Here is a 23,110-nt window from a genome sequence, read left to right as displayed (position 1 = left end):
ATGATAAGATCAGGAAAAATTGAAAATAACCCCAACAATCTGTATAATAAAAGCAATTATTTATTGTAAACAGGCACTATTTTTGTTTGAGAATGAAAGAAACAGTCCATAAGAACTGTTTTATAACCTTTGAAAGGGGGATTTCCTATGCCAAAAGAAGAAATTTTAACAGGCCCTGGTGTAATCAAACTGGTTAGTCAATACATGGGACCAGAACATGTTGCATTTGTCCAAAAAGCATGTGATTACGCTACTGCTGCTCATGATGGACAATTTAGAAAATCAGGAGAGCCTTATATCATCCACCCAATCCAAGTTGCAGGGATCTTAGCCGATTTAAAAATGGACCCCCACACGGTCGCTACGGGTTTCTTACATGACGTGGTAGAGGATACAGAGGTTACACTAGATGATTTGAAAGAGGAATTTGGCCCAGACGTTGCGATGCTTGTTGATGGCGTAACGAAGCTAGGTAAGATCAAATACAAGTCACATGAAGAACAATTAGCAGAAAACCACCGCAAGATGCTGTTAGCTATGGCACAAGATCTACGTGTAATTATGGTGAAATTAGCCGATCGACTACATAATATGCGTACGTTGAAACATCTTCGGGAAGACAAGCAACGACGTATTGCTCAGGAAACGTTGGAAATTTATGCACCGTTAGCTCATCGTTTAGGGATCAGTCGTATCAAATGGGAATTAGAAGATACAGCATTGCGGTATTTGAATCCTAAACAATATTATCGGATCGTGCACTTGATGCAAACAAAGCGTGAAGAACGAGAAAAATATGTGAATGGAACAGTAGAAGACATCCGTTTAGCTACAGAAGAACTAGGAATCTTCGCAGAAATCTATGGGCGACCAAAACACATTTATTCTATCTATCGGAAAATGAAAGATCAAAAGAAACAATTCAATGAAATCTATGATCTATTAGCTATTCGTGTCATCGTAGATTCAATCAAGGATTGTTATGCTGTTTTAGGGGCAATCCACACAAAATGGAAACCAATGCCTGGCCGCTTCAAAGACTACATTGCGATGCCTAAAGCGAATATGTATCAATCATTGCATACGACTGTTATTGGACCAGCCGGAAATCCGGTGGAAATCCAAATTCGTACCCAAGAAATGCATGAAATCGCAGAATTCGGGGTAGCTGCTCACTGGGCATACAAAGAAGGAAAGAATGAAAAAGTAGAGCCAGACGGCATGACAAAACAATTAAGCTGGTTCCATGAAATCATTGAACTTCAAGATGAAAGCTATGATGCCTCTGAGTTTATGGAAGGCGTCAAAGGAGATATCTTTAGTGATAAAGTATACGTGTTTACTCCTAAGGGGGATGTAACGGAACTTCCTAAGGGATCAGGTCCGTTAGACTTTGCGTATAGTATCCATACGGATGTCGGGAATAAAACGACAGGTGCCAAAATCAATGGAAAAATGGTGCAATTGGATTACAAGCTCAAAAATGGAGATATTATAGAGATTTTGACCTCGCCTAATTCATTTGGACCAAGTCGAGATTGGTTGAAACTAGTTGCTACGAGTAAAGCTAGAAATAAAATCAAGCGTTTCTTCAAAGCGCAAGACCGAGAAGAAAATATTACTAAAGGTCATGAAGCAGTAATAAAATGTATCGCTGACTTGGGCTTCACTCCTAAAGAGATCTTGTCTAAAGCTAAATTGCAAGATGCGCTGGAACGTTTGAATTATCAAACGGAAGACGATATGTATGCAGCTATTGGATATGGTGAAGTTAGTCCGTTGACTATGGCGAATCGTTTGACAGAAAAAGAACGAAAAGAACAAAAAATAGAACAACAAAAACAAGAAGCAGAAGAAATCATGAACCAGCCGAAAAAAGAGCCGGAAAAAATGAAAGTTCGTCATGAGGGTGGCGTGGTCATCCAAGGTGTCGAGAATCTGCTGATACGTATCAGTCGTTGCTGTAATCCAATTCCTGGTGATGATATCGTTGGGTATATCACAAAAGGTAGAGGGATTTCTATCCATCGAAGAGATTGTCCAAATGTCCAAGCAGACAAGCCAAATGTAGCGGAACGCTTGATTGAAGTGGAATGGGAAGATACTTCAAATACTAAAAAAGAATATGATGCGGATCTGGAAATCTATGGCTATAATCGTTCAGGTATGTTAAATGATGTCTTGCAGACAGTGAACACCATGACTAAAAATTTGAATAGCGTAGAAGCTAGAACAAATAAAGATAAGATGGCGACCATTCATTTAACTGTAGGCATCCAAAATCTTTCCCACTTGAAGAGTATCGTGGATAGAATCAAAGCCGTGCCAGATGTCTACAGCGTACGTCGAACAAATGGCTAGGAGGTACAAGTATGAAAGCAGTGATCCAACGTGCAAGTAAAGCTTCTGTTTCCATTGAGCAACAGGAAGTTGGTAAAATCGAACGTGGATTAGTCGTTTTATTAGGTGTCCATGAGGGAGATACGCAAGCGGATGTCGACTATTTAGTAAAAAAAGTTGCACAACTGCGTATCTTTGAAGATGAACAAGGAAAAATGAATCGAAGTATCGAAGATATTCAAGGAGAGCTACTGAGTATTTCACAATTTACGCTCTTTGCAGATACGAAGAAGGGAAACCGTCCAAGTTTTATTGCAGCAGCACGACCAGAAACGGCAATTCCTCTCTACGAATCGTTCAATGAAGGAATCAAGCAAAGAGGCATTCCTGTGGCAACAGGAAAATTTGGCGCAGATATGGCTGTTTCACTGGTAAATGACGGACCAGTGACGATCATTATTGATTCGCAAAACAAATAGTGCAGAAGAGAGAGTGGGATAAAAGTAAGAAACACTTTTGTCTCATGCTTTAAAAACGAATAAACGGTGGGAGCAGAAGCAACTTCTTCTTATTTCTCGGAGTTAAACACTTCTGTCCCAACCTCTTCTATATTCGATAAGTCGGTAAACTTGAAAAATCAGTCAGTGATTTTCAAGAGTATCGACTTGTTTTTTTACATCGATCAGGGCAGCTTATCTTGGTCACTTTGCTTTTTTGATACTAGAACCAGAGTAGAACTTGGAGGAAATCACGGAATACTTCTGAGCTAATCGTTTCTGCAGACATTGTTAAAAAACAATAAAAACAGCCGAATAACTACTTTAACAAGATAAATAGAGGAGGTTCCATTTATTCTTAACTAGTAGCCATCAGCTGTTTTTTAGTGGATTAGGTTTGATTATTTAAACTGTTGAAATAGTTGGTCGATTGTTTGGTAATCTTCATTCGATAAATGGAGATCCAACGCTCGAGCATTATCCGCAACTTGTTCCGGTCTTTTTGCGCCTGGTATGACAACAGAGATCCGTGGATTCTTCATATACCAAGCTAACACAAGTTGTGCGATTGTTGCTTGATATTTTTCAGCCAACGGATGAAGTTGATCCACAGCTTGAATGATCTTTTCAAAACGTTCGCCCTGAAAATCAGGTCTATTTTTTCTTGGGTCATGAGCACCAAATTCTTGGGGACTATTTAGATGATACTTGCCAGTCAACAATCCAGAAGCAAGTGGGAAGTAAGGCACGAAGCTGATGTTATTTTCTTTAAGATAAGGAAACAATTCTTTTTCTGCTTCTCGATAGATCAAACTGAACTTATCTTCCACAACATCTACATAGCCATCTAAATTGGCTTCTTTCAACTGTTCTAGTGAGAAGTTAGAAACACCGATCGCGCGAATCTTACCAGCTTCTTTTAGTTGGTGTAATGCTGCAATTGCTTCATTTTTAGGTGTGTGCTCATCTGGAAAATGGATATAAAAAATATCGATGTAATCTGTTTGCAAACGGCGTAGCGCATCTTCGACCGACTGCGTCAAAAATTCTGGGGAGTTATCAAAAACACCTTTCTTATTTGGTACATGTGCTGCTTTCGTTGCAATCACAATACGCGAGCGATCATATTCTTCTTCTCGTAAGACTTCACCAATCAACTCTTCTGAACGACCATTACCATAAGCAAATGCTGTATCGATCAAGTTGATCCCATTATTTAAAGCAGTGCGAACAACTTGTTTTCCAGTTTCATCTTCTAAGCCAGTAAAGAGATTGTGACCACCTACAGCGTTTGCACCTAATCCAAGTTGTTCTGCGTAAACTTGTGAGTGTCCGATTCTTATTTCTGCCATTGTACAGGCCTCCTTTTCGTCTAGTCTAAAACAAAATTGGAAAAAGCTGAACTAAAAGGTCTTTCTGAAAGGAAAATGAAAAAGTGTCATGGAATATAGTTGTTCGGCATAAATTTCTTTGGTGTTTCTGACCTATTCTTTCGATTTTACTTGACTTTAAGACTTGTTTTTAGTAAGTTATAGTTAATATTGAAAATATCGATGAAAGAGCGAGTAGGTTTCTGAGACTTTACAAGAGAGGATCATCTGGGCTGAGAATGATCTAAAGGGGCGATTCTGAAAGACACTCTGGAGATGAACGTGTAAAAAGCCGTTCCGTGTACGAGCGTTAATCGTAAGAGGAAAGAGCAATCTTTCAAAATTAGGTGGTACCGTGTATGAATTAGTCATTCGCCCTTGTTCAAGATGAACGAGGGCGGATTTTTTTTTACATAGAAAATAAAAGGAGAGAAAAAAATGAGTTTCCAAAGACCAAAAGGAACAAATGATATTTTACCTGGTGAGTCAGAAAAATGGCAATTTGTAGAAGAAACTGCCCGCTTGTTATTTAGAGATTATCAATATAATGAAATCCGCACGCCTATCTTTGAACATTATGAAGTGATTTCTCGAAGTGTCGGTGATACGACGGATATTGTGTCAAAAGAAATGTATGATTTCTATGATAAAGGTGAAAGACATGTGACCCTTCGACCAGAAGGAACAGCTCCAATCGTGCGGTCTTTTGTCGAACACAAGTTATTTGGACCAGAGTACACAAAACCGTATAAAACTTTTTACATGGGACCAATGTTTCGTTATGAACGTCCGCAAAAAGGGAGACTGCGTCAATTCCATCAAATCGGCGTAGAAGCGTTTGGTTCTGAAAACCCAGCGACTGATGTTGAAAGCATGGTAATGGCACTTGATTTCTTCAAACAATTAGGAATCAACCAAATCCGTTTAGTCATTAATTCTTTAGGAGATAAAGAAACACGTCAAGCGTATCGTCAAGCCTTGATCGACTATCTTGTTCCCTTTGAAGAGCAATTAAGTGAAGATTCAAAACGAAGACTACACGAAAATCCTTTGCGTGTACTAGATAGCAAGGACAAACGCGATCAACGATTTGTAGCAGAAGCCCCTTCTATTTTGGACTTTCTAAGCGAGTCAGCCCAAAAACACTTCGATACAGTGGTGACAATGCTAGACGCATTGGATATTCCTTATGAAATCGATCATAATATGGTACGTGGTTTAGATTATTACACACATACGATTTTTGAAATCATGAGTGATGCACCAAAAATGGGCGCTCAAGCAACGATTTGCGCAGGAGGTCGTTATGACAATCTTGTCGAAGAGTTAGGTGGTCCAGAAACACCTGGATTTGGGTTTGCGATGGGTATCGAGCGCTTGCTGTTGACAATGGAAGCAGAAGAAGTAGTGATCCCTGCATTTAATGAATTAGATGCCTATGTTGTAGCGTTAGGTGAAGAAACAAACATCGAAGCATTGAAGCTCGTACAAGTAATTCGGAATTTCGGCTTTTCTGCGGATCGTGACTTCATGAATCGTAAAGCAAAAGCCCAATTCAAAACGGCAGATAAAGCAAATGCAAAATTGGTTTTAGTCATTGGAGCAGATGAATTGGAAAATCAGACAGTGACTGTTAAAGCCATGGCAAATAGAAAAGAAAAAAGCTTCCCATTAACAGAAGTTTATGAACATTTTGATGAAGTCTATGATGAAATGACTTTATTCGAGTAGGAGGAAATGAAAAAATGACACAAAGAACAACATATTGTGGTTTGGTATCTGAAAAAGAATTAGATCAAACTGTCACATTAAAAGGATGGGTCCAAAAACGCCGGGATCTTGGAGGCGTGATTTTTATTGATTTACGTGACCGTGAAGGAATCGTCCAAATCGTCTTTAACCCGGAAGTAAACAAAGAAGCATGGGAAATCGCTGACAAATGTCGTAGTGAATATGTCATTGAGATCACTGGTGTTGTGAAAAAACGTGAAGAACTAGCAATCAATCCAAAAATGGTAACAGGTGAATATGAAGTATTTGCTAGCGAGATCGTTATTTTGAATAAAGCAAAAACACCACCATTTTTAATCGAAGATGATCAAACAGTCGGTGACGAAATCCGTATGAAATACCGTTATTTGGATTTGCGTCGTCCAAAAATGACAAAAAATATCAAAATGCGCAATGAAACAACGAAAGCAATCCGTCACTATTTAGATGATAACGACTTTTTAGATATCGAAACACCATATCTAGGTAAATCAACACCAGAAGGAGCGCGTGACTATCTAGTTCCTTCTCGTGTCCATGCAGGTCATTTCTATGCGCTGCCACAATCTCCACAATTATTTAAACAATTACTGATGAATGCTGGTTTTGACCGGTATTACCAAATTGTTCGTTGTTTCCGTGATGAAGACTTACGTGGTGACCGCCAACCTGAGTTTACCCAAGTCGATATCGAAACAACTTTCTTAACAACTGAAGAAATCCAAACGTATACGGAAGGATTGATTGCCAAAGTAATGAAAGATGTTCGTGGCATCGATGTTACTTTACCATTTCCTCGTATGACGTATGATGAAGCAATGGACCGTTATGGGAGTGATAAACCAGATACACGTTTTGACATGGAATTGATCGATTTAAGCAATATTGTGAAAGATGTTGATTTTAAAGTATTCCAAATGGCACTTGAAAAAGGCGGCGTGGTGAAAGTTCTGAATGCGAAGAATGCTGCAAGTAAGTATTCCCGTAAAGATTTAGATAATCTTGGTCAGTATGCTAGTCAATTCGGTGCAAAAGGCTTGGCATGGCTAAAAGTGGAAGAAGATGGATTGAAAGGACCAATCGCTAAATTCATGGGTGATGCAACGGAAGCAATCGTTGCAGCAACAAACGCTGAAGTCGGCGATATCCTATTGTTTGGTGCGGATAAGAAAGAGATCGTTGCAGCAACTCTAGGTGCGATCCGTTCTCGTTTAGGAAAAGAATTAGGCTTGATCGATGAATCAAAATTCAATTTCTTATGGATCACAGAATGGCCTCAATTTGAATATTCAGAAGAAGAAAGACGGTATGTCTCTGCGCACCATCCATTTACAATGCCTAAAGCAGAAGACGTAGAATTATTAAGTACTGATCCAGGAAAAGTATATGCAGAAGCGTATGATATCGTTTTGAATGGCTACGAATTAGGCGGTGGTTCTATCCGTATCCACACACGAGAACTACAAGAAAAAGTATTAAAAACATTAGGATTTTCTCAAGAACAAATGGAAGAACAGTTTGGCTTCCTATTGACAGCTTTAGATTACGGATTCCCTCCACACGGCGGTATCGCTCTAGGACTAGATCGTTTCGTCATGCTACTTGCTGGTGAAGAAAATATTCGTGAAGTAATCGCATTCCCTAAAAACGGAAAAGCCGCAGATGTAATGAGTGACGCACCAAGTACCGTTTCCGATGCACAATTGTTCGATTTGAATATTGACGTAACAAGTGTAGAATAAATGTAATTAAAACGAGAAGCATGTGTGTCGCGGGAAAGCAAACTCTTAGAAATAAGCTAGAAGTTTTTCAACAATGAAAAGTCGTTGAACAAAATTCTTTCTTGCTTATTATTGGAATTGAGCTACTCTTTCAAAACTTCTTTTAGAGGGTGAGACAAGATTGTTTGTCCACTCTCTTTTTTGAGTAAACGATATGGAGAAACATAAGCGATAAGAAGAAATCTGCTTGAGAGAAGTCGAGATTTTCAAAGATTTGAACAGTGATTTTCGTCAATTCTTGCTTATTTTTTTCGGGAGTATATTCCTTTGGTTCTAGCCGCTTTTTTGTGTCGATGTTTTCTTGATTTAATTCTAAAACCCTTTATAATTAAGCCATAACATATAAAGTGAGGCTTTTTCATGAAAAAAACTTTCGAAAATTGGACGTACCATGATTATACGACCAAACTTTCGGCATCTATCGTGTATGCATTGATTGCATCTGTAGCACTAAACTTCTTTTATCAACCTGGGCATATCTATTCAAGTGGTATTACGGGATTAGCTCAAATACTGACGACTTTATCGAAATCATTGATTGGTTTTGAAGTACCAGTATCAACAACTCTTTATCTCTTGAATGTTCCGTTATTCATCTTGGCTTGGTTAAAAATCGGAAAGAAGTTTACTATTTTTACCTTTATCACTGTAACTTTGACTTCGCTTTTTATCCATATTTTACCGCAAACAGTTCTTTCAACTGATCCAATCATTTGTGCGTTATTTGGTGGAGCTGTTATGGGACTGGGTATCGGCCTAGTTTTAAGGAATGGGATATCTTCTGGCGGATTGGATATCGTAAGTATCACAATTCGTAAGAAAACTGGTAAATCTATTGGCTCCATTTCGATTTATTTCAATGCGATGATCGTGTTTGTGGCAGGACTTCTTTTTGGATGGCAGTACATGTTCTATAGTACGCTTTCTATTTTTGTCAGTGGAAAAGTCACGGATGTTGTCTACACGAAACAAAAGAAAATGCAAGTGATGATCGTAACAAAACATCCAGAAAAAGTGGTCAATGAAATCCAAAAATGCATGCGTCGCGGAATCACGATCATCAATGAAGCAGAAGGTGCATATAAGCATGACAAACAAACTGTATTGATGACTATTGTGACACGATATGAATTACCGCTATTGAGAGAAGCAATGAAAGCCTCTGATCCGCATGCGTTCGTTAGTATCGCGGAAAACGTCCAGATCCTTGGACGATTTTATGAAGATGGTATTTAGAGTGAACAACGAATAAAACGCTGTAGACAGTCGTAAGGCTGTTTACGGCATTTTCTATAAAAGAAGTTCTTCTTGATTGCTATCGTTATTTTTGAAATTTTGTTAAAATTATTAAAAATATGTTCTTTTTTTTTAAGTTTATGGGATGATAGGAAAAATAGTAAAATGGCTGGAATTTATTTTGCTATTTTCACTTAACACACGTATATTATGAATGAAAAAAGTTTATGAAAAGTTGGAATATTGAATGGAAAAAAAGAAAAGGTTAAAAAAAAGTCGCTATATTACTGGCTTTGATGGTATTCGCTCTTTAGCCGTTGTAGGGGTCATTTTATACCATTTATTACCAACCAGTATGAAGGGCGGCTACTTGGGTGTTCCAATATTTTTTGTTGTATCAGGTTACCTGATTACTGATTTGTTGCGACAAGAATGGGAACAAGATGGAAAAATCAACATTTGGCAATTTTATGTCCGGCGAATGAAACGGCTCTACCCCGGCTTAGCATTTTTATTGATTACTGCATCGGCGTACATCACCTTATTTCAACGAGGGTTATTGAACAATCTGCGAGGGGTCGTTGTAAGTAGTTTGCTCTATGTCAATAACTGGTGGCAAATCAACAATGGACTATCTTATTTTGATCGATTCGCCAATGAATCCCCGTTTACACACATTTGGTCGTTGGCAGTAGAAGCACAGAACTATCTGATCTGGCCGGTCATTTTTGTTCTATTGATGGTTTTTGTTCGTAAAAGAAAATGGATTTTCTATACGGTTTTAGGGACCTCTGTTTTATCAGCGATCTTGATGATGATTTTGTACACTCCAGGTGGTGATCCTACACGTGTGTATTATGGAACCGATACACGTCTATTCTCTATCTGGATGGGAAGCGCTCTTGCGTTTGTCTGGCCGAGTACGCGCTTAAAGAAAAATATTCCAAAGCAAGCAAAACGTATTTTGAATCTAGCTGGATTGATTTCGTTACTTGCATTGATCCTTTTCTTTTTCTTCTTAGATGATCATTATAGTTTCGTCTATTATGGTGGGATGTTCTTAGTAAGCATCTTTTGTGTCATCTTAGTTGCTGTAACGGCTCATCCCGGTGCAAGTTTAGATCGTTGGCTGACAAATCCAGTATTTACATGGATCGGAAAAAGAAGCTACGGAATCTATTTATATCAATTTCCAGTGATGATTTTTTATGAAGCCAAAGTGTCAGATATTGCCGATCATGTCTTGATCCACACGGTAATCGAAATCTCCTTGATTTTGATCATCAGTGAATTGTCATATCGCTATATTGAACGACCATTAGCTCGATTTGATTACAGTAGAACACTTCAAGTAGTCAAAGGTTGGTTCAAAACACCGATTATCAGCAAACAAAAACCATGGCTTATCCCTGCAACTTTGGTAGTTATCGTTGCTTTAGTTGGTTTTGTGACTGCGCCAAAAGACTCAGTGACAGCAGACCAGAAACAGTTACAAGCAAAAATTGCTGAGAGTAAAAAATTGGCAGAAGAAAGCCAAAAAGATTCTGAAAAGAATGATGGGACAGTGGATCAAGCAATTCTTGATAAGTACGAGCTAACTGTAGAGCAAGGGAAGAAAGCACAAAAATTGCAACTGACTGCTTTCGGAGACTCTGTTATGCTAGATGCAGCAACAGATTTGAAAGAGGTATATCCGCATGTCGTTGTGGATGGAGATGTTGGTCGCCAACTTTATGCGAGTGAACCATATATTGAAGAACTTAAAAAACAAAATCTGTTAAAAGATACTGTATTGATCGGACTTGGTACAAATGGAGCATTTACGGAAGCTCAATTCGATACCATCATGAGCGCTCTAGGTGACCGCAAAGTTTACTGGGTAAACGTTCGCGTACCTACGAAACGTTGGCAAAATGATGTAAATGCGATGCTAGCGGATATGGCGAAGAAGTATGACAACCTCACTTTGATTGATTGGTATGACTATAGTAATGGCCATAGTGACTGGTTCTACGATGATCAGGTCCACCCAAACCCAGAAGGAATGAAACACTATATCCATCTGGTCAGTGAGACGTTGCTAGGCAAAAGCAAAACAGACACGAAAACAACGAAAGATACAACCAATGGAAATAGCAATACAGATGTTTCTGTCAGTGAGAGCACTATAAACGAATAACAGTAAGAAGAAACCGTAATAGAAGAATTTCACTCCGAGAATTAAGCCGAAATTCACGAAAATTGCTTTTCAGATTTTTGTGAATTTCGGCTTATTTCTCGGAGTTAAACACTTCTGTCCCAGCCTCTCTCAAATAAACGGCGGCCAAAAGTCAGGTTTTTCGGAAATTTCGAAAAAAACGAGCAATACAAAAAACGTATTGTTCGTTTTTTTCTCCAATTTCTCAAACCTAAACGACTTTTGTCTCGACCTCATCAATAGGATCAGGATTCTCATAAAGTCAGAAAAGAGCATCTGATTTACTTGTTTTCTTCTGGTAGAGGACAAGAAGAGTGAGAAGTTAAGTAGCGCTCTTTTTGTAGTCGAGTTAATTTTTTGAAAGCTGCCTCAGCTTTTGTTGCTTCACTGCGAGAAGCGAATACTTCGGCATGGATCATTTTGACAGGACGACGTTTTTGCAATCGTGTGTATTTAGCTCCAACACCACGATTGTGTTCTCCTAGTCTTCTAGTCAAATCAGTCGTGTAGCCCCCGTAAAATGTGTGGTCCTTGCAATACAAAACATAAAAGTAGTGTTCATTGGCCATAAAGCATCGCACGTATTTCCGCAGTGTATTCACCACTTGAATCATAGGTAGTCAAAGGGGGAGCTACTTTGAATCCATCTAATTTTCCTTCTTTGATTCCCTCAACTAATAAAATATTTGCTTCTTTCCCAGCTTTAGGGTAGACGAACTGGATTTTTTTGGGAGCGATTCGCTGTTTTTCCATTACTTTTATGATTTCCAAAAAGCGATCTGGTCGATGGACCATCGCAAATCTGCCATTTGTTTTTAAAAGCTTACTAGAGATCGAAATGACTTCTTCCAAGGTGGTATAGATTTCATGACGAGCTATTGCCAGATGTTCATTAGGATTTTTTTTATTCGTGGGTAACCCCTTGAAATAAGGTGGATTGCAGACAACCAGATCACATGAATTGTGACGTACAACAGAAAGGCTGTCTTTTAAATCAATTGTATGGATCGTCATTTGCTTTTCGAGTTGATTTAAAGCGATACTTCGCCTTGCCATATCTGCCAGTCGTGGTTGGAGTTCGATTGCATCGATGTGGGCGTTAGTCCGCTTACTTAAAAACAGCCCCACAGCTCCATTCCCAGCGCAGAGGTCAACGATTTGGCCTTTTTTTGGTATTCGTGCAAAATTAGCGAGTAAAACAGCATCTAAAGAAAAAGAGAAAACTTCTGAGCTTTGGATGATTTTGATATCCTCCGCATATAATTGGTCGATTCGTTCGTATTCGTGAAGCATAGATTCCCTCCAAAATGAAAAAACTAATTGTTTGTATTATACTATTTTTATAAAAAAGAACAAAGGTAGCTTGTAAAGTCAAATGAATTTAGGCATACTATGACCATAAGCACAGAAAGGAAGAGACTATGTTTTATCGATTTATGAGAGGGATTGTCCGCGTGATTTTAGCTTTGGTCAACGGAAATGCTCGATATGAAAATAAAGAAGTATTGCCACAAGATGAGAATTACATACTAGTTGCTCCGCACCGTACGTGGTGGGATCCCTTGTATCTTGCTGTGGCGGCTGCGCCAAAAGAGTTTAGCTTTATGGCAAAAGAAGAGCTATTCAAAAATCCAGTATTACGTTTTATTTTGACTCATTCCAACGCATTTCCAGTAAAAAGAGATAACCCAGGTCCAAGTGTAATCAAAACACCAGTCAAGATTCTGAAATCAACGAATCTAGGGTTGATCATGTTTCCGAGTGGAACAAGGCATGCAACGGAGCTTAAAGGCGGTATGGCGTTGATCTCTAGAATGTCAAAAGCAAAAATCGTTCCAGCGGTCTATCAAGGTCCGCTTACTTTAGGCGATCTATTCAAACGAAAACGTGTGACCGTCCGCTTTGGCGAACCGATCGATTTGTCAGATATCAAAAAAACAGATAAAGAAGGAATGGCGGAAATCGAACGTCGAACACAAGCAGCATTTGATCGTTTAGATAAAGAAGTCAATCCTGATTTTAAGTATGAGATCCAAAAGAAAGATTGATCTAACAAGTGTAGAAATGATTCATCCAAAAACGTCGAGGCAAAAGTCGTTTAGGTGGGAGAAATTGGAGAGAAAAACGAGCAATACGTTTTTTGTATTGCTTGTTTTTTTTTTTTGAAATTTCCGAAGGAGTTGCTTCTGCTCTCACCGTTTATTCGAGAGTCTGTAGCAAAACAGATTTTTTAGATTTGTCCCATATTCCTTTTTACGTCTTTCACAAAATATCACAGGTGTCATGTAGTTAATGGAAGTGTTATAATAGTCAGAAGGACATTTTTTGAGGTGATGAGATGCGTTTTTTACATACAGCCGATTGGCATATAGGGAAAAAATTACAAGGCTATGATTTGATTGAAGATCAAAAATATGTACTGGCACAAATTTTAGAAATTGCAAAAGAAGAAAAAGTGGATGCGATCGTTATTGCAGGTGATTTGTATGATCGAAGCGTGCCTGCTGTTGATGCTATCGAAGTTTTCAATGAGTTGATGGTCGAGTGGAACTTGCACGAAAAATTCCCGATTTTTGCGATCTCAGGAAACCATGATAGTAATATCCGTTTATCTGCGGGAACACCTTGGTTTAGTCACTCCAATTATTTTTTACAGACACGATTTGAAGAATCATTTCAACCGATCGAATTTAAAAACAGTCAAATTTTTTTATTGCCTTATTTTGAACCGATAGCGGCAAGGATCTATTTTGAAGATGAGACGATCAAGACGATTCAACAAGCCATTGAAAAAGTAGTGGACCGAATGCAAGAAGCATTTGATCCGAATAAAAAACATATACTGATTAGTCATTTTTGTGTCATGGGAAGTACAAAATCGGATTCGGAAACAAAGATCGAAGTTGGCGGGCTAGATGCGGTCCCTGGAGAACTACTTGAACCCTTCGATTATGTGGGATTAGGACATTTACACAATAAGTCAGCGTTGCATCAAAAAAACGCTCGTTATAGCGGTTCTCCACTAAAATTTTCTCTTTCAGAAATCAATCAGCAAAAGGGCGTGTGGATCGTTGATCTGGAGGAGGAATTATCTTTAACTTTTCGCGAGTTGACGCCGCTATTTGAAATCGAAGAAATCACTGCAACCTTCAAAGAATTGTTAGATCCAACATTTTATCAGAAAATCAATCGAGAAAATTATGTACAGATTTATTTGGAAGACCGAACGATCATTCCGAATATGATGAACCAACTACGAAAAATCTATCCGAGGATCCTAGGGGTAGAAAGATCAAATGGTCGTGAAGTTCAAGTAAAAAGGAATTCGAAAAAAGTGGTGACCAAAGATCCGCAAAAATTAGTGCAGGGATTCTTCAAAGAGATGACAAATGAAGAATTGACAGAAAAACAAAACCAGTGGCTGACAGAAACATTACAAGAACTTACGGAAACGGAATGATCAATAATGAAACCTAAAAAATTAACATTAAAAAATTTTGGTCCATTTATTGATGAGACCATTGATTTTTCTAAACTTACGGATGCACCGCTTTTCTTGATCACAGGTAAAACAGGTGCAGGAAAGACAACGATTTTTGATGGTATGACCTACGCACTATTTGGCGAAACTTCGGGTAAGATCCGTTCAGCGAAAGAAATGCGTTCCCTTTTTGCAACACCGGAAGAGGAAACGAGTGTCTTGTTTTCTTTTGAACATCAGCAGATGAGTTACGAAATAGAACGAAAACCAGAACAGGTGCTTGCGAAACGTAAAGGCAATGGCAATCGGAAGCAAGCTGCTAAAGTGTCATTAACGATTTTTGATGCCAAAGGCAAAGAAGTCAAACAGTACACGAAGCGCAGCGAAGTCGATCAATTGATCAAAGAATTGCTGAATCTGGATGCGAAGCAGTTCTCGCAAATCGTGTTATTACCGCAAGGCGAATTTCGTAATTTTTTGATTTCTTCAAGTAGTGAAAAAGAAGGGGTTCTCCGTAATTTATTTGGTTCACAATTCTTTCAGCAATTTAATGAACAATTGAAAGAAAAGGCAAAGTTACAACAGCAAAAGTTGGACCATCTGGAACAAGAACTGACGTTGCTTCGAAAACGTTTTGTGATGATGAATGAAGAGCCAACTGAAAACGTGAGTTATGAAGAAACGATTGCTCTTTGGCAGCTTGAACAGACAGCACTTGAAGAAATCATCTTGGCTGAAAAAGCCAAACTTTTGAAATTACAAGAGCAACAAAAACAAATAGAAAATGATTATTACCGCTCAGAATCTTTGAATAAAAGCTACAAAGAAAAAACAAGATTGATCCAACGAAAAAAAGAGTTAGACGAAAAAGAGACAGTAATTGCTGAAAAAAGGCAATGGATCAAACAATATGAATTTGCCCAAAAATTACAGGATACTATAGCAAGAAGTCATGAATATGTAAGTGATCAGCTTGAAATGGCAACAAAAGAAAGAGCTTATTTCGAACAACTTACGCATAAAGAGCAGCTCTACAAAAAATGGTTAGAACAAGAAGAAGAACGAATGGCTCTCCAAAAAAAAATCGACGGGTTATCTAAAGATTTTCAGGAGAAAAAAATATTGTTGCCGATCGCTGATCAATGGCAACAAAAGCAAGTAGACCTAAAAGAGTTACAAGAGGAAGAGCAAGCGCTGAAAGAGAAAAAAAGAGTCATCAGCCAAGAAGAAGCGCAGATCCTATTGGAACAACAAAAAATCCAAGAACAACTGGCAGAACAAGAGGAGCTACAAGAAAATCGACTTCATTATGAAAAACTCCGCCAAGAACATGAAAAACATCAAGAGATGATCGAACAATGGAACGAAAAGAAAGAACAGATCGAAAGTTATCGAGTACAGTTAAATGAGATCAAAAGTCAGTTTGAAGCAAACCAAGAGTATCTAAGTCAACAGACAGAACTGTTAGACCGTTTGAAAAGTCAGTGGGCGAGCCAACAAATTGCACGACTACAGCTATTATTACTTCCAGGACAACCTTGTCCAGTATGCGGGGCGACAGAACATCCTAATCAACAGGATCAGCATGAGCTGCCAGAAAAAGAAGAAATCGTAGCACTTGAACAAAAATTAGCGCAAACAGAATCAGTGATCGATCAAATCCATCAAGAAATTGGTCGAAACGAAGCAGATCGAACGAAAATTTCTGAGCAACTAATAAAGCTTACTGAATGGTGTTCAGCCAAGAGAGAAGAAATCGCTAAAAACGAAGAAATATTGAAAACGAAAATCAAAAAAACTTTCAGATTTGCGAAGGTGAGCGATCTTGTTGTATCCTTAAAGGAAATCGACCGTGATTTAACGGCTCAGATAAGTGTCATTGCACAGGCAAAGAAAGCCCAACAAGAAATACTGGAGAAATTACCAGAAATCACGGATAGGTTAAAAGAAATCGGACAATACATTGATCAAAATAAAGAAAAAATCCAACAAACACAAGGCGAATCAGCCAGTTTGGCCAAGCAGTTGGAAAAGATCGATACCCATACATTATCGGCGGACGTCAAATACTTAGAAGAACAAATCGCTTCAAAAACGCAGCGGCTATCGAAAGAAATGGAACAAGGTCTTAGTTATTCACAAGAAATCAACTTATTGAAAACACAGCTTGATACGATCCATGAACAGCAGAAAAAAAATGATCAAAAACTTGAAAGCGTCCAAGAGAAAATTTCAGAAAAAATGAAGGAGCAGGACTACTTCAAAGAAACAGAGGAGATTCTTTCTTTTGTGCAACAAGAAGAAGTATACAATGAAGCAGTTCAAGCCACCAATACCTATGAAGAAGAACGCTTGATTGTAGAGGACCGACTTGCACAACTAGCAACGATTTCTCTGGAAGAAGAGCTTCAGGATTTAAATGATTTGAAGGAACAATTAGAAAGAATAAAAGAAGAAGTAACTAAACAGCAAGAAAGTTGCTATCGTTGGCAAGAACAAAAGAATCAGAATCAACAGATTATTGAGGAGTTTTCTTCGATTTATCAAACCAGTCAGAAACAGTTAGATGAACTGATCGAACTGCAACAACTTGCACAAACGATCAATGGTGAGAATCCTCGAAAGACTAGCTTAGAGAGATATGTGCTACAAGTCTACTTACAAGAAGTACTTCAAGTGGCCAACTCACAGTTGCAACGTCTAACAAAAAATCGGTATCAATTTGAATTAGCCGAAGAAGTAGGTAGTTATCGCGGTAAAACGGGTCTTGAAATCAATATCTACGATGATGAAGCGGGGATGTCTCGAGGTGCGCATACTCTCTCAGGTGGGGAAAGTTTTATTGCCGCGCTTTCATTAGCCTTAGCGTTAGCCGAAGTGATCCAAGCACAAACAGGTGGAGTAACCATTGAGGCCCTATTTATTGATGAAGGTTTTGGTTCTTTAGATGAAGAAGCACTTGAAATGGCTATCGAGGCATTGGAAACGATTGAAAGTGAAGGACGAATGATTGGTATCATCAGTCATGTAAGGGAATTAAAGGAAAGAGTTGTACAACAAATAAGAATCAGTACAGAAGGTAGTGGCCAAAGTAAGGTACGCTATCATCTTGGATAATAGGGGGATGAATAACGATGAAATGGAGTATACCGGAAAAAGTCATTGCAAGAGGACGTCAGTACCTGCAAGAAGGACGGGTGTTATCGGTAGTCCCTGACCAAGAAGAAAAAGTATGGCATGCAGAAGTTTTAGGTAGTGAACTATACATGGTGGATTTGGATGGCACAGCAAAAGAAGTTGATTTTTGTCAATGTCCTTACTGGGAAGAGCATAAGTATTGTAAGCATACTGTGGCAGTGGAGTTGTACTTGCGATCCAAGAATCTTTCACGAATCATTCAAGCAGATCAGGCAATGATCGAACCAGTGAAAAGAAGTAGTGAGGGAGAGATCTTATCAAAAGGATTTTCGCGGCTTAAAATCAAAAATACTGCTCAAAGAATACAACCCTTGATTGTTGAATATCAGGTAGAGGCAATCGAAACAAATCATTATCACCCAGAATTAGCTATCTTAGCGCTCTATTTACGTATTGGTTATTTAGATAATCCAAAGAAAACATATATCGTCAAAAATATTTTTGATTTTCTTCAATCCTTTACTGAAAATGAGAACTATACCGTTAATAAGCAGTATCAATTTCAGTTAGATCATCGTGCGTTCCAGAGTGAGGATCAGGAGATTTTATCTCAATTAGCAGGTTGTGCGCAAACGCAATTTCTTTTAGGCTCAAGTGGGATGCAAGTGAAAGGAAAACTTGATAAACGTTTTCTACTATTGCCGATCGAACAAGCTAAATCGTTGCTGTCGCAGATGAATCAAACGACACGCTTGCAAGTGCAAATCAATGAGTTGAAGTTTCAGGGCATCCAATTTTCTGAGAATGAGAAACCATTGGTATTCACAGTAACAAAGCAAAATGAGTCTTATCGATTAGTTGCACAAAATGATTTTGATTTATTTTTGACACATTACCAGTGGGGAATGATCCAAGGCACTTTTTATTCATTAAATAAGCAGCAGCAAGCTGTCTATTTAACTTGGAAACAACTCATGCGAAGATTTACAGAACCAGAAGTATTATTTGAGAAAAAAGAGCTTTCTTCTTTATTTAAAGAGATCATTCCGTTACTTTCCGAGGTTGGTGAGGTAGAGGTAGCTGATGAAGTGAAAGCAGAAGTGACGGATATTCCTGTTGACTTTGTTTTTTACTTCCGTAAATCAAAAGGAAAGATACAAACACGCGTTGATTTCGTCTACGATAAAGTGATTTTTTCAACCGATGCAAAACATGAAGTGAGTGCTGGGGATTCTTTAGAAGTATTGAGGGATAAAGCACAAGAACAACGAGTTCTGGATTTATTCAAGATGTATCGTTACCGAAAAAATGAAACTGGTTATGAACGTGCTTTGCCATCAGGCGAAGAATTGTATGCTTTTTTCCGTACAGAATTGGCAGTTTTCCGTCAATTTGGTGAAGTCAGACTTGGTAAAAAGCTTCGTGAATTGTACTTAGATGCGCAGCGACATCAACCAAAAATAGAGGTAGAAGAAACAAGCTCGTGGTTAGATATACGATTTGACGTGACGGGGATCAATGAACATGAGATTGACCAAGTTTTACAAAGTTTATTACGTAATGATGCTTTTTATACCCTCGAAAATGGTCAAGTATTATCATTTGATTCAGAAGAATTCCAACAAACCAGTCAAGTATTACAACAATTTAGAGAGTCGATCCGCTCAGATTCAGGGACGATACATCTACCGAAAAATCAAGGATTGATCATCCAAGATAAATTGTCAGGTAGTAATGCAACCTTTAGTGATTCATTCCAAAAAATGATCCAGGATCTGATCCAACCGGAACAATACCATGTAGAATTACCTGAAACATTACATGCTGAGCTCAGAGATTACCAAAAACAAGGGTTTAAATGGTTAAAAATGTTAGGAAACTATCAATTTGGCGGAATCTTAGCAGATGAAATGGGACTTGGGAAAACGTTGCAGACGATTGCGTACTTACTTTCTGAAAAAGAAGAAAAAGGAAATCTATCTGCCTTGATCGTTGCACCAGCAAGTTTGATCTACAACTGGCAAGCAGAAGTGAAAAAATTTGCGCCTTCTTTAAGTATCCAAGTGATCAACGGCAACAAAAAAGAACGTGAAGAGCTATTATTACTTGAAGCAGATATAAGAGTGACATCCTATGCAAGTTTGAGGCAAGATCTAGCAGATTACCAAGAAAAAATAATCAACTATCTGATATTAGATGAAGCACAAATGGTTAAAAATAGTAGTACAAAGACCGCTCAAGCTCTACGAGAACTAAGTATTCCACAACGATTTGCGTTGAGTGGGACACCAATCGAAAATAACCTAGAAGAATTATGGTCACTTTTTGCGACAATCATGCCAGGATTTTTCCCGAACAAAACACGATTTAGGGAATTGACTCCGGAAGAAATTGCGAAGATGATCCGGCCATTTGTATTACGCCGCGATAAACAAACGGTACTCAAAGACTTACCTGAAAAAACGGAGATGAACCTTTACTCAGCATTGACTGAAGAACAAAAAACGGTATATCTAGCCTATCTGCGTCAAATGAGAGAAGAAATCACCTCAATGGATTCTGAAACATTCAAAAAGAATCGAATCGGTATTTTAGCAGGACTGACTCGATTACGACAGATCTGCTGTGATCCGCGTTTATTCATTGATGATTATCAAGGTGGTTCAGGCAAATTAGAGCAAGTAAAAGATTTACTTGTAGCAGCAAAAGAAAATAATCGTCGTGTCCTATTGTTTTCACAATTCACAGGAATGTTGACAATTTTGCAAGAGGAATTAGCTGAATTAGGACTTTCCACATTCTATTTGAGAGGAAGTACTAAGCCGCAAGATCGTTTAACGATGGTCGATGCGTTTAATGAAGGAGAAAGAGATGTTTTCTTGATTTCGTTAAAAGCAGGAGGGACTGGATTGAACCTGACTGGCGCAGATACCGTGATTCTTTACGATTTATGGTGGAATCCAGCAATTGAGGAACAAGCAGCTGGTAGAGCCCATCGGATCGGCCAAAAGAATGTCGTTGAAGTGTGGCGAATGATCGCAGAAGGAACGATCGAGGAACGAATGGATTCTCTGCAACAAGAGAAACGAGAATTATTCCAAAAAGTCATCCAAGGGAATGAGGAACAATTGACTAAATTAACAGAAGAAGATATTCGTATGATCCTCAGTGTTGGAGAATTGGAAGAATAGGAAGTATCATGAACTGTTAGATTTAGAAGATAAGGTACTAAAATGAATGAAGCCAAATAATCTAAAATAGCTTTCCCGAAGTACAATCAAACGATAGAGTGACTATCTTTTGGCTTGCAAATGCTATTTTAAAGATTATTTGGCTTATTTTTTTGCGTTATAAAGTTAGGATAACGACATCAGCTAAAGATAGCTTGCATTGTTTCTAACAATTGATCAAAAGAGGTGATTTCGATGTCGCAAGTTGGTGATTCATCAATTCTTCGTTCGCGATGGTTGAACCAAAGAGCTTGCCAGTCTGCTTTTTTTGCGCCTAGCACATCGTTATCGTAGTTATCGCCAACATATAATGTTTCACATGCTGTCATATTGAATTGCTTTTCAGCGAGTTGAAAAATTTCTTTTTCAGGTTTTTGATAACCTGTTGCTTGAGAAACGATCATGTTTTCAGCAGGAATCCATTTTTTTAATTGAAGCTGATTCAATTTTTTTGTTTGATGATCAGTAGGGCCGTTTGTGATGATTCCAAGAGGAACATCTTTTGTTTTCAAAAAATCCAATGTTTTCTTTACTTCTTTATGAAGACAAATATTATCTAACTCTTCTTCATAAACTTGTTGGAAATAAAGGCCATCTTTTTCAGTGATATGGGGATAGTCCAAATCTTTGAGTGATTGACTGATCCGGTGTGCTCGCATGTATTCCAATGTCCAATTACCTGCCATTACTTTAGGGAAATTTTCGTCACTATGATGGCGGAAACGGATATATAATGGATGCATATCTTCATCCGAAACAAGCGGAACGACTCTTTTTACCGCATTTCTAAATGGTTGTTGCTGATCGTACATCGTATCATCAACATCAAACACAACTGATTTAATCAAATTTTACACGCCTTTCGGTTTTCATCATTTTTTTCACAAATCCTCGACTATTGTAACAGAAAAATAAGCTTTAAAAGCTTGTTAAATAAAGGTTTTTATTACTATATTTCAAATTAGTTGACAGGATAAGGTTTTTAAATTTCAGTTTTTTTCACTAAAAATAGAAAAATGATTCATAGTTTGATGAACAAACTAATCATTATTGACTAAAGTCGATCAAGAATTTTAATTCAAGAAAGGGTATATTTACAGTTACACTTGTTTTTCTAATACAGAAAAAATAAATTAATTAAAAAATAAAATAACGATAATATGCAAAAATAAGTAAATTTTATTCTGTATGATACATCCAGCAATAAAAAAAATCAGTTGTATTATTGAGAAAATAAGCGTTATATTAATTCTAATCTGTACTTGTAAATCAAGATTATTTTGGATAAAAATAAATAAAAAACATAATTCTTCTAATGAAAACGCTACCTAATAGTAGCTCATGTAAAATAATGATACAGATTTAATAGCTGTTTTACTGTCTTTGTTCATTTGAATTAGATTTGAAAACTCTCATTTTTAAATGGTTAACCAAGGTCTAAACGCTGGTTTTACGGAATATAAATCTTAGATAACTTTCATTTTTTAAAAAAATTTTATGAAAAAAGGTAGCTATTTAAAAGTTGATTATGTATAATAGAAACAGATGGAAGATTATAATGATCTTCTGTTACAAAAAAGTGGCAATAGCCACAAAAATGAGTGGTGCACGTTGTTAACACTATATACTTCCCCAAGTTGTACTTCCTGCAGAAAGGCTCGTGCGTGGTTGCAAGAACATCAGATTCCATTTGTTGAACGTAATATCTTCTCTGAACCTCTAAACAGTTCAGAATTAAAAGCAATCTTACAAATGACAGAAGATGGCACAGAAGAAATTATTTCAACACGATCTAAAGTTTTCCAAAAACTAAACATGGATCTTGATGAATTACCGTTGCAAGAATTATTGGAACTTGTACAAAATAACCCTGGATTGTTGCGTCGTCCAATCATGATCGATGACAAACGTCTGCAAGTTGGTTTTAATGAAGATGAAATCCGTCGTTTCTTACCACGAGATGTACGTCAGTTAGAATTGCGTCAAGCACAATTGATGGCTGGTTTATAGAAAAAAATCTTAACTTAGAAAAACTTTCAAATAGTTTTTCTAAGTTTTTTTTATATTCCG

General features: G+C 37.8%; 15 protein-coding genes and 1 other annotated feature. Of the genes, 11 read left to right on the top strand and 4 right to left on the bottom strand.

Translation table 11 applies throughout. The annotated features are described in order from the left end of the window. The first annotated feature begins 147 nt into the window (after positions 1-147). Positions 148-2,361, top strand: coding sequence for a RelA/SpoT family protein (locus ED2_RS08015; protein WP_016176908.1), 2,214 nt, complete (start codon positions 148-150; stop codon positions 2,359-2,361). An 11-nt stretch (positions 2,362-2,372) separates the two neighbouring features. Next, a complete protein-coding gene (gene dtd, locus ED2_RS08010) occupies positions 2,373-2,819 on the top strand; it encodes a D-aminoacyl-tRNA deacylase (protein WP_016176909.1) in 447 nt (148 codons plus the stop codon). 419 nt (positions 2,820-3,238) lie between these two features. On the opposite strand, the gene ED2_RS08005 is transcribed toward dtd, so the two are convergent. Then, entirely contained in the window at positions 3,239-4,189 is a 951-nt protein-coding gene (locus ED2_RS08005; protein ID WP_005877312.1) for an aldo/keto reductase, read from the bottom strand. 192 nt (positions 4,190-4,381) lie between these two features. After that, positions 4,382-4,590: a binding site (T-box leader), on the top strand. A gap of 55 nt (positions 4,591-4,645) precedes the next feature. Here ED2_RS08005 and hisS point away from each other — a divergent pair. From hisS to ED2_RS07985, 4 genes are all read left to right on the top strand, one after another. Continuing rightward, on the top strand, positions 4,646-5,938 hold the full coding sequence (gene hisS, locus ED2_RS08000) for a histidine--tRNA ligase (RefSeq protein WP_005877310.1): 1,293 nt from the start codon (positions 4,646-4,648) through the stop codon (positions 5,936-5,938). A gap of 14 nt (positions 5,939-5,952) precedes the next feature. Continuing rightward, positions 5,953-7,719 carry an aspartate--tRNA ligase gene (aspS, locus tag ED2_RS07995; protein ID WP_016176910.1) on the top strand — a complete coding sequence of 589 codons (1,767 nt, stop codon included), beginning with the start codon at positions 5,953-5,955 and terminating at the stop codon, positions 7,717-7,719. 399 nt (positions 7,720-8,118) lie between these two features. Then, positions 8,119-8,994: a YitT family protein gene (locus tag ED2_RS07990; RefSeq protein ID WP_005877306.1), complete on the top strand. Its 876-nt coding sequence runs from the start codon at positions 8,119-8,121 to the stop codon at positions 8,992-8,994. Between the two features lie 247 nt (positions 8,995-9,241). Then, positions 9,242-11,173: an acyltransferase family protein gene (locus ED2_RS07985; protein WP_005877304.1), complete on the top strand. Its 1,932-nt coding sequence runs from the start codon at positions 9,242-9,244 to the stop codon at positions 11,171-11,173. 299 nt (positions 11,174-11,472) lie between these two features. Here the strand turns inward: ED2_RS07985 and ED2_RS07980 are convergent, their stop codons facing one another. Together ED2_RS07980 and ED2_RS07975 are read right to left on the bottom strand one after the other, a co-directional pair. Further along, positions 11,473-11,760, bottom strand: coding sequence for a GIY-YIG nuclease family protein (locus ED2_RS07980; RefSeq protein ID WP_005877302.1), 288 nt, complete (start codon positions 11,758-11,760; stop codon positions 11,473-11,475). Continuing rightward, positions 11,750-12,484: a tRNA1(Val) (adenine(37)-N6)-methyltransferase gene (locus ED2_RS07975; RefSeq protein ID WP_005877300.1), complete on the bottom strand. Its 735-nt coding sequence runs from the start codon at positions 12,482-12,484 to the stop codon at positions 11,750-11,752. Before ED2_RS07975 ends, ED2_RS07980 begins: the two co-directional genes overlap by 11 nt. Before the next feature lie 128 nt (positions 12,485-12,612). Here ED2_RS07975 and ED2_RS07970 point away from each other — a divergent pair, with 128 nt between their 5' ends. From ED2_RS07970 to ED2_RS07955, 4 genes are all read left to right on the top strand, one after another. Beyond that, positions 12,613-13,239, top strand: a complete 627-nt coding sequence (locus tag ED2_RS07970; RefSeq protein WP_005877298.1) for a lysophospholipid acyltransferase family protein — start codon at positions 12,613-12,615, stop codon at positions 13,237-13,239. A gap of 290 nt (positions 13,240-13,529) precedes the next feature. Beyond that, positions 13,530-14,651 carry an exonuclease SbcCD subunit D gene (locus ED2_RS07965; RefSeq protein WP_005877296.1) on the top strand — a complete coding sequence of 374 codons (1,122 nt, stop codon included), beginning with the start codon at positions 13,530-13,532 and terminating at the stop codon, positions 14,649-14,651. A 6-nt stretch (positions 14,652-14,657) separates the two neighbouring features. Next, entirely contained in the window at positions 14,658-17,789 is a 3,132-nt protein-coding gene (locus tag ED2_RS07960) for an AAA family ATPase (RefSeq protein WP_016176912.1), read from the top strand. Between the two features lie 17 nt (positions 17,790-17,806). Next, positions 17,807-21,001, top strand: a complete 3,195-nt coding sequence (locus tag ED2_RS07955) for a DEAD/DEAH box helicase (protein WP_016176913.1) — start codon at positions 17,807-17,809, stop codon at positions 20,999-21,001. A 179-nt stretch (positions 21,002-21,180) separates the two neighbouring features. Here the strand turns inward: ED2_RS07955 and ED2_RS07950 are convergent, their stop codons facing one another. After that, positions 21,181-21,888 carry an HAD family hydrolase gene (locus ED2_RS07950; protein WP_005877290.1) on the bottom strand — a complete coding sequence of 236 codons (708 nt, stop codon included), beginning with the start codon at positions 21,886-21,888 and terminating at the stop codon, positions 21,181-21,183. Between the two features lie 763 nt (positions 21,889-22,651). On the opposite strand from ED2_RS07950, the gene spxA reads away from it, so the two are divergent. After that, on the top strand, positions 22,652-23,050 hold the full coding sequence (gene spxA, locus ED2_RS07945; protein WP_005877288.1) for a transcriptional regulator SpxA: 399 nt from the start codon (positions 22,652-22,654) through the stop codon (positions 23,048-23,050). Positions 23,051-23,110: the final 60 nt, after the last annotated feature.

Origin of the sequence: Enterococcus durans NBRC 100479 = LMG 10746 (assembly GCF_001544215.1) — a bacterium.
Classification (GTDB): domain Bacteria; phylum Bacillota; class Bacilli; order Lactobacillales; family Enterococcaceae; genus Enterococcus_B; species Enterococcus_B durans.
The sequence above is the reverse complement of the archived record's forward strand: the minus strand, read 5'-3'. Positions and strand labels throughout refer to the sequence as shown.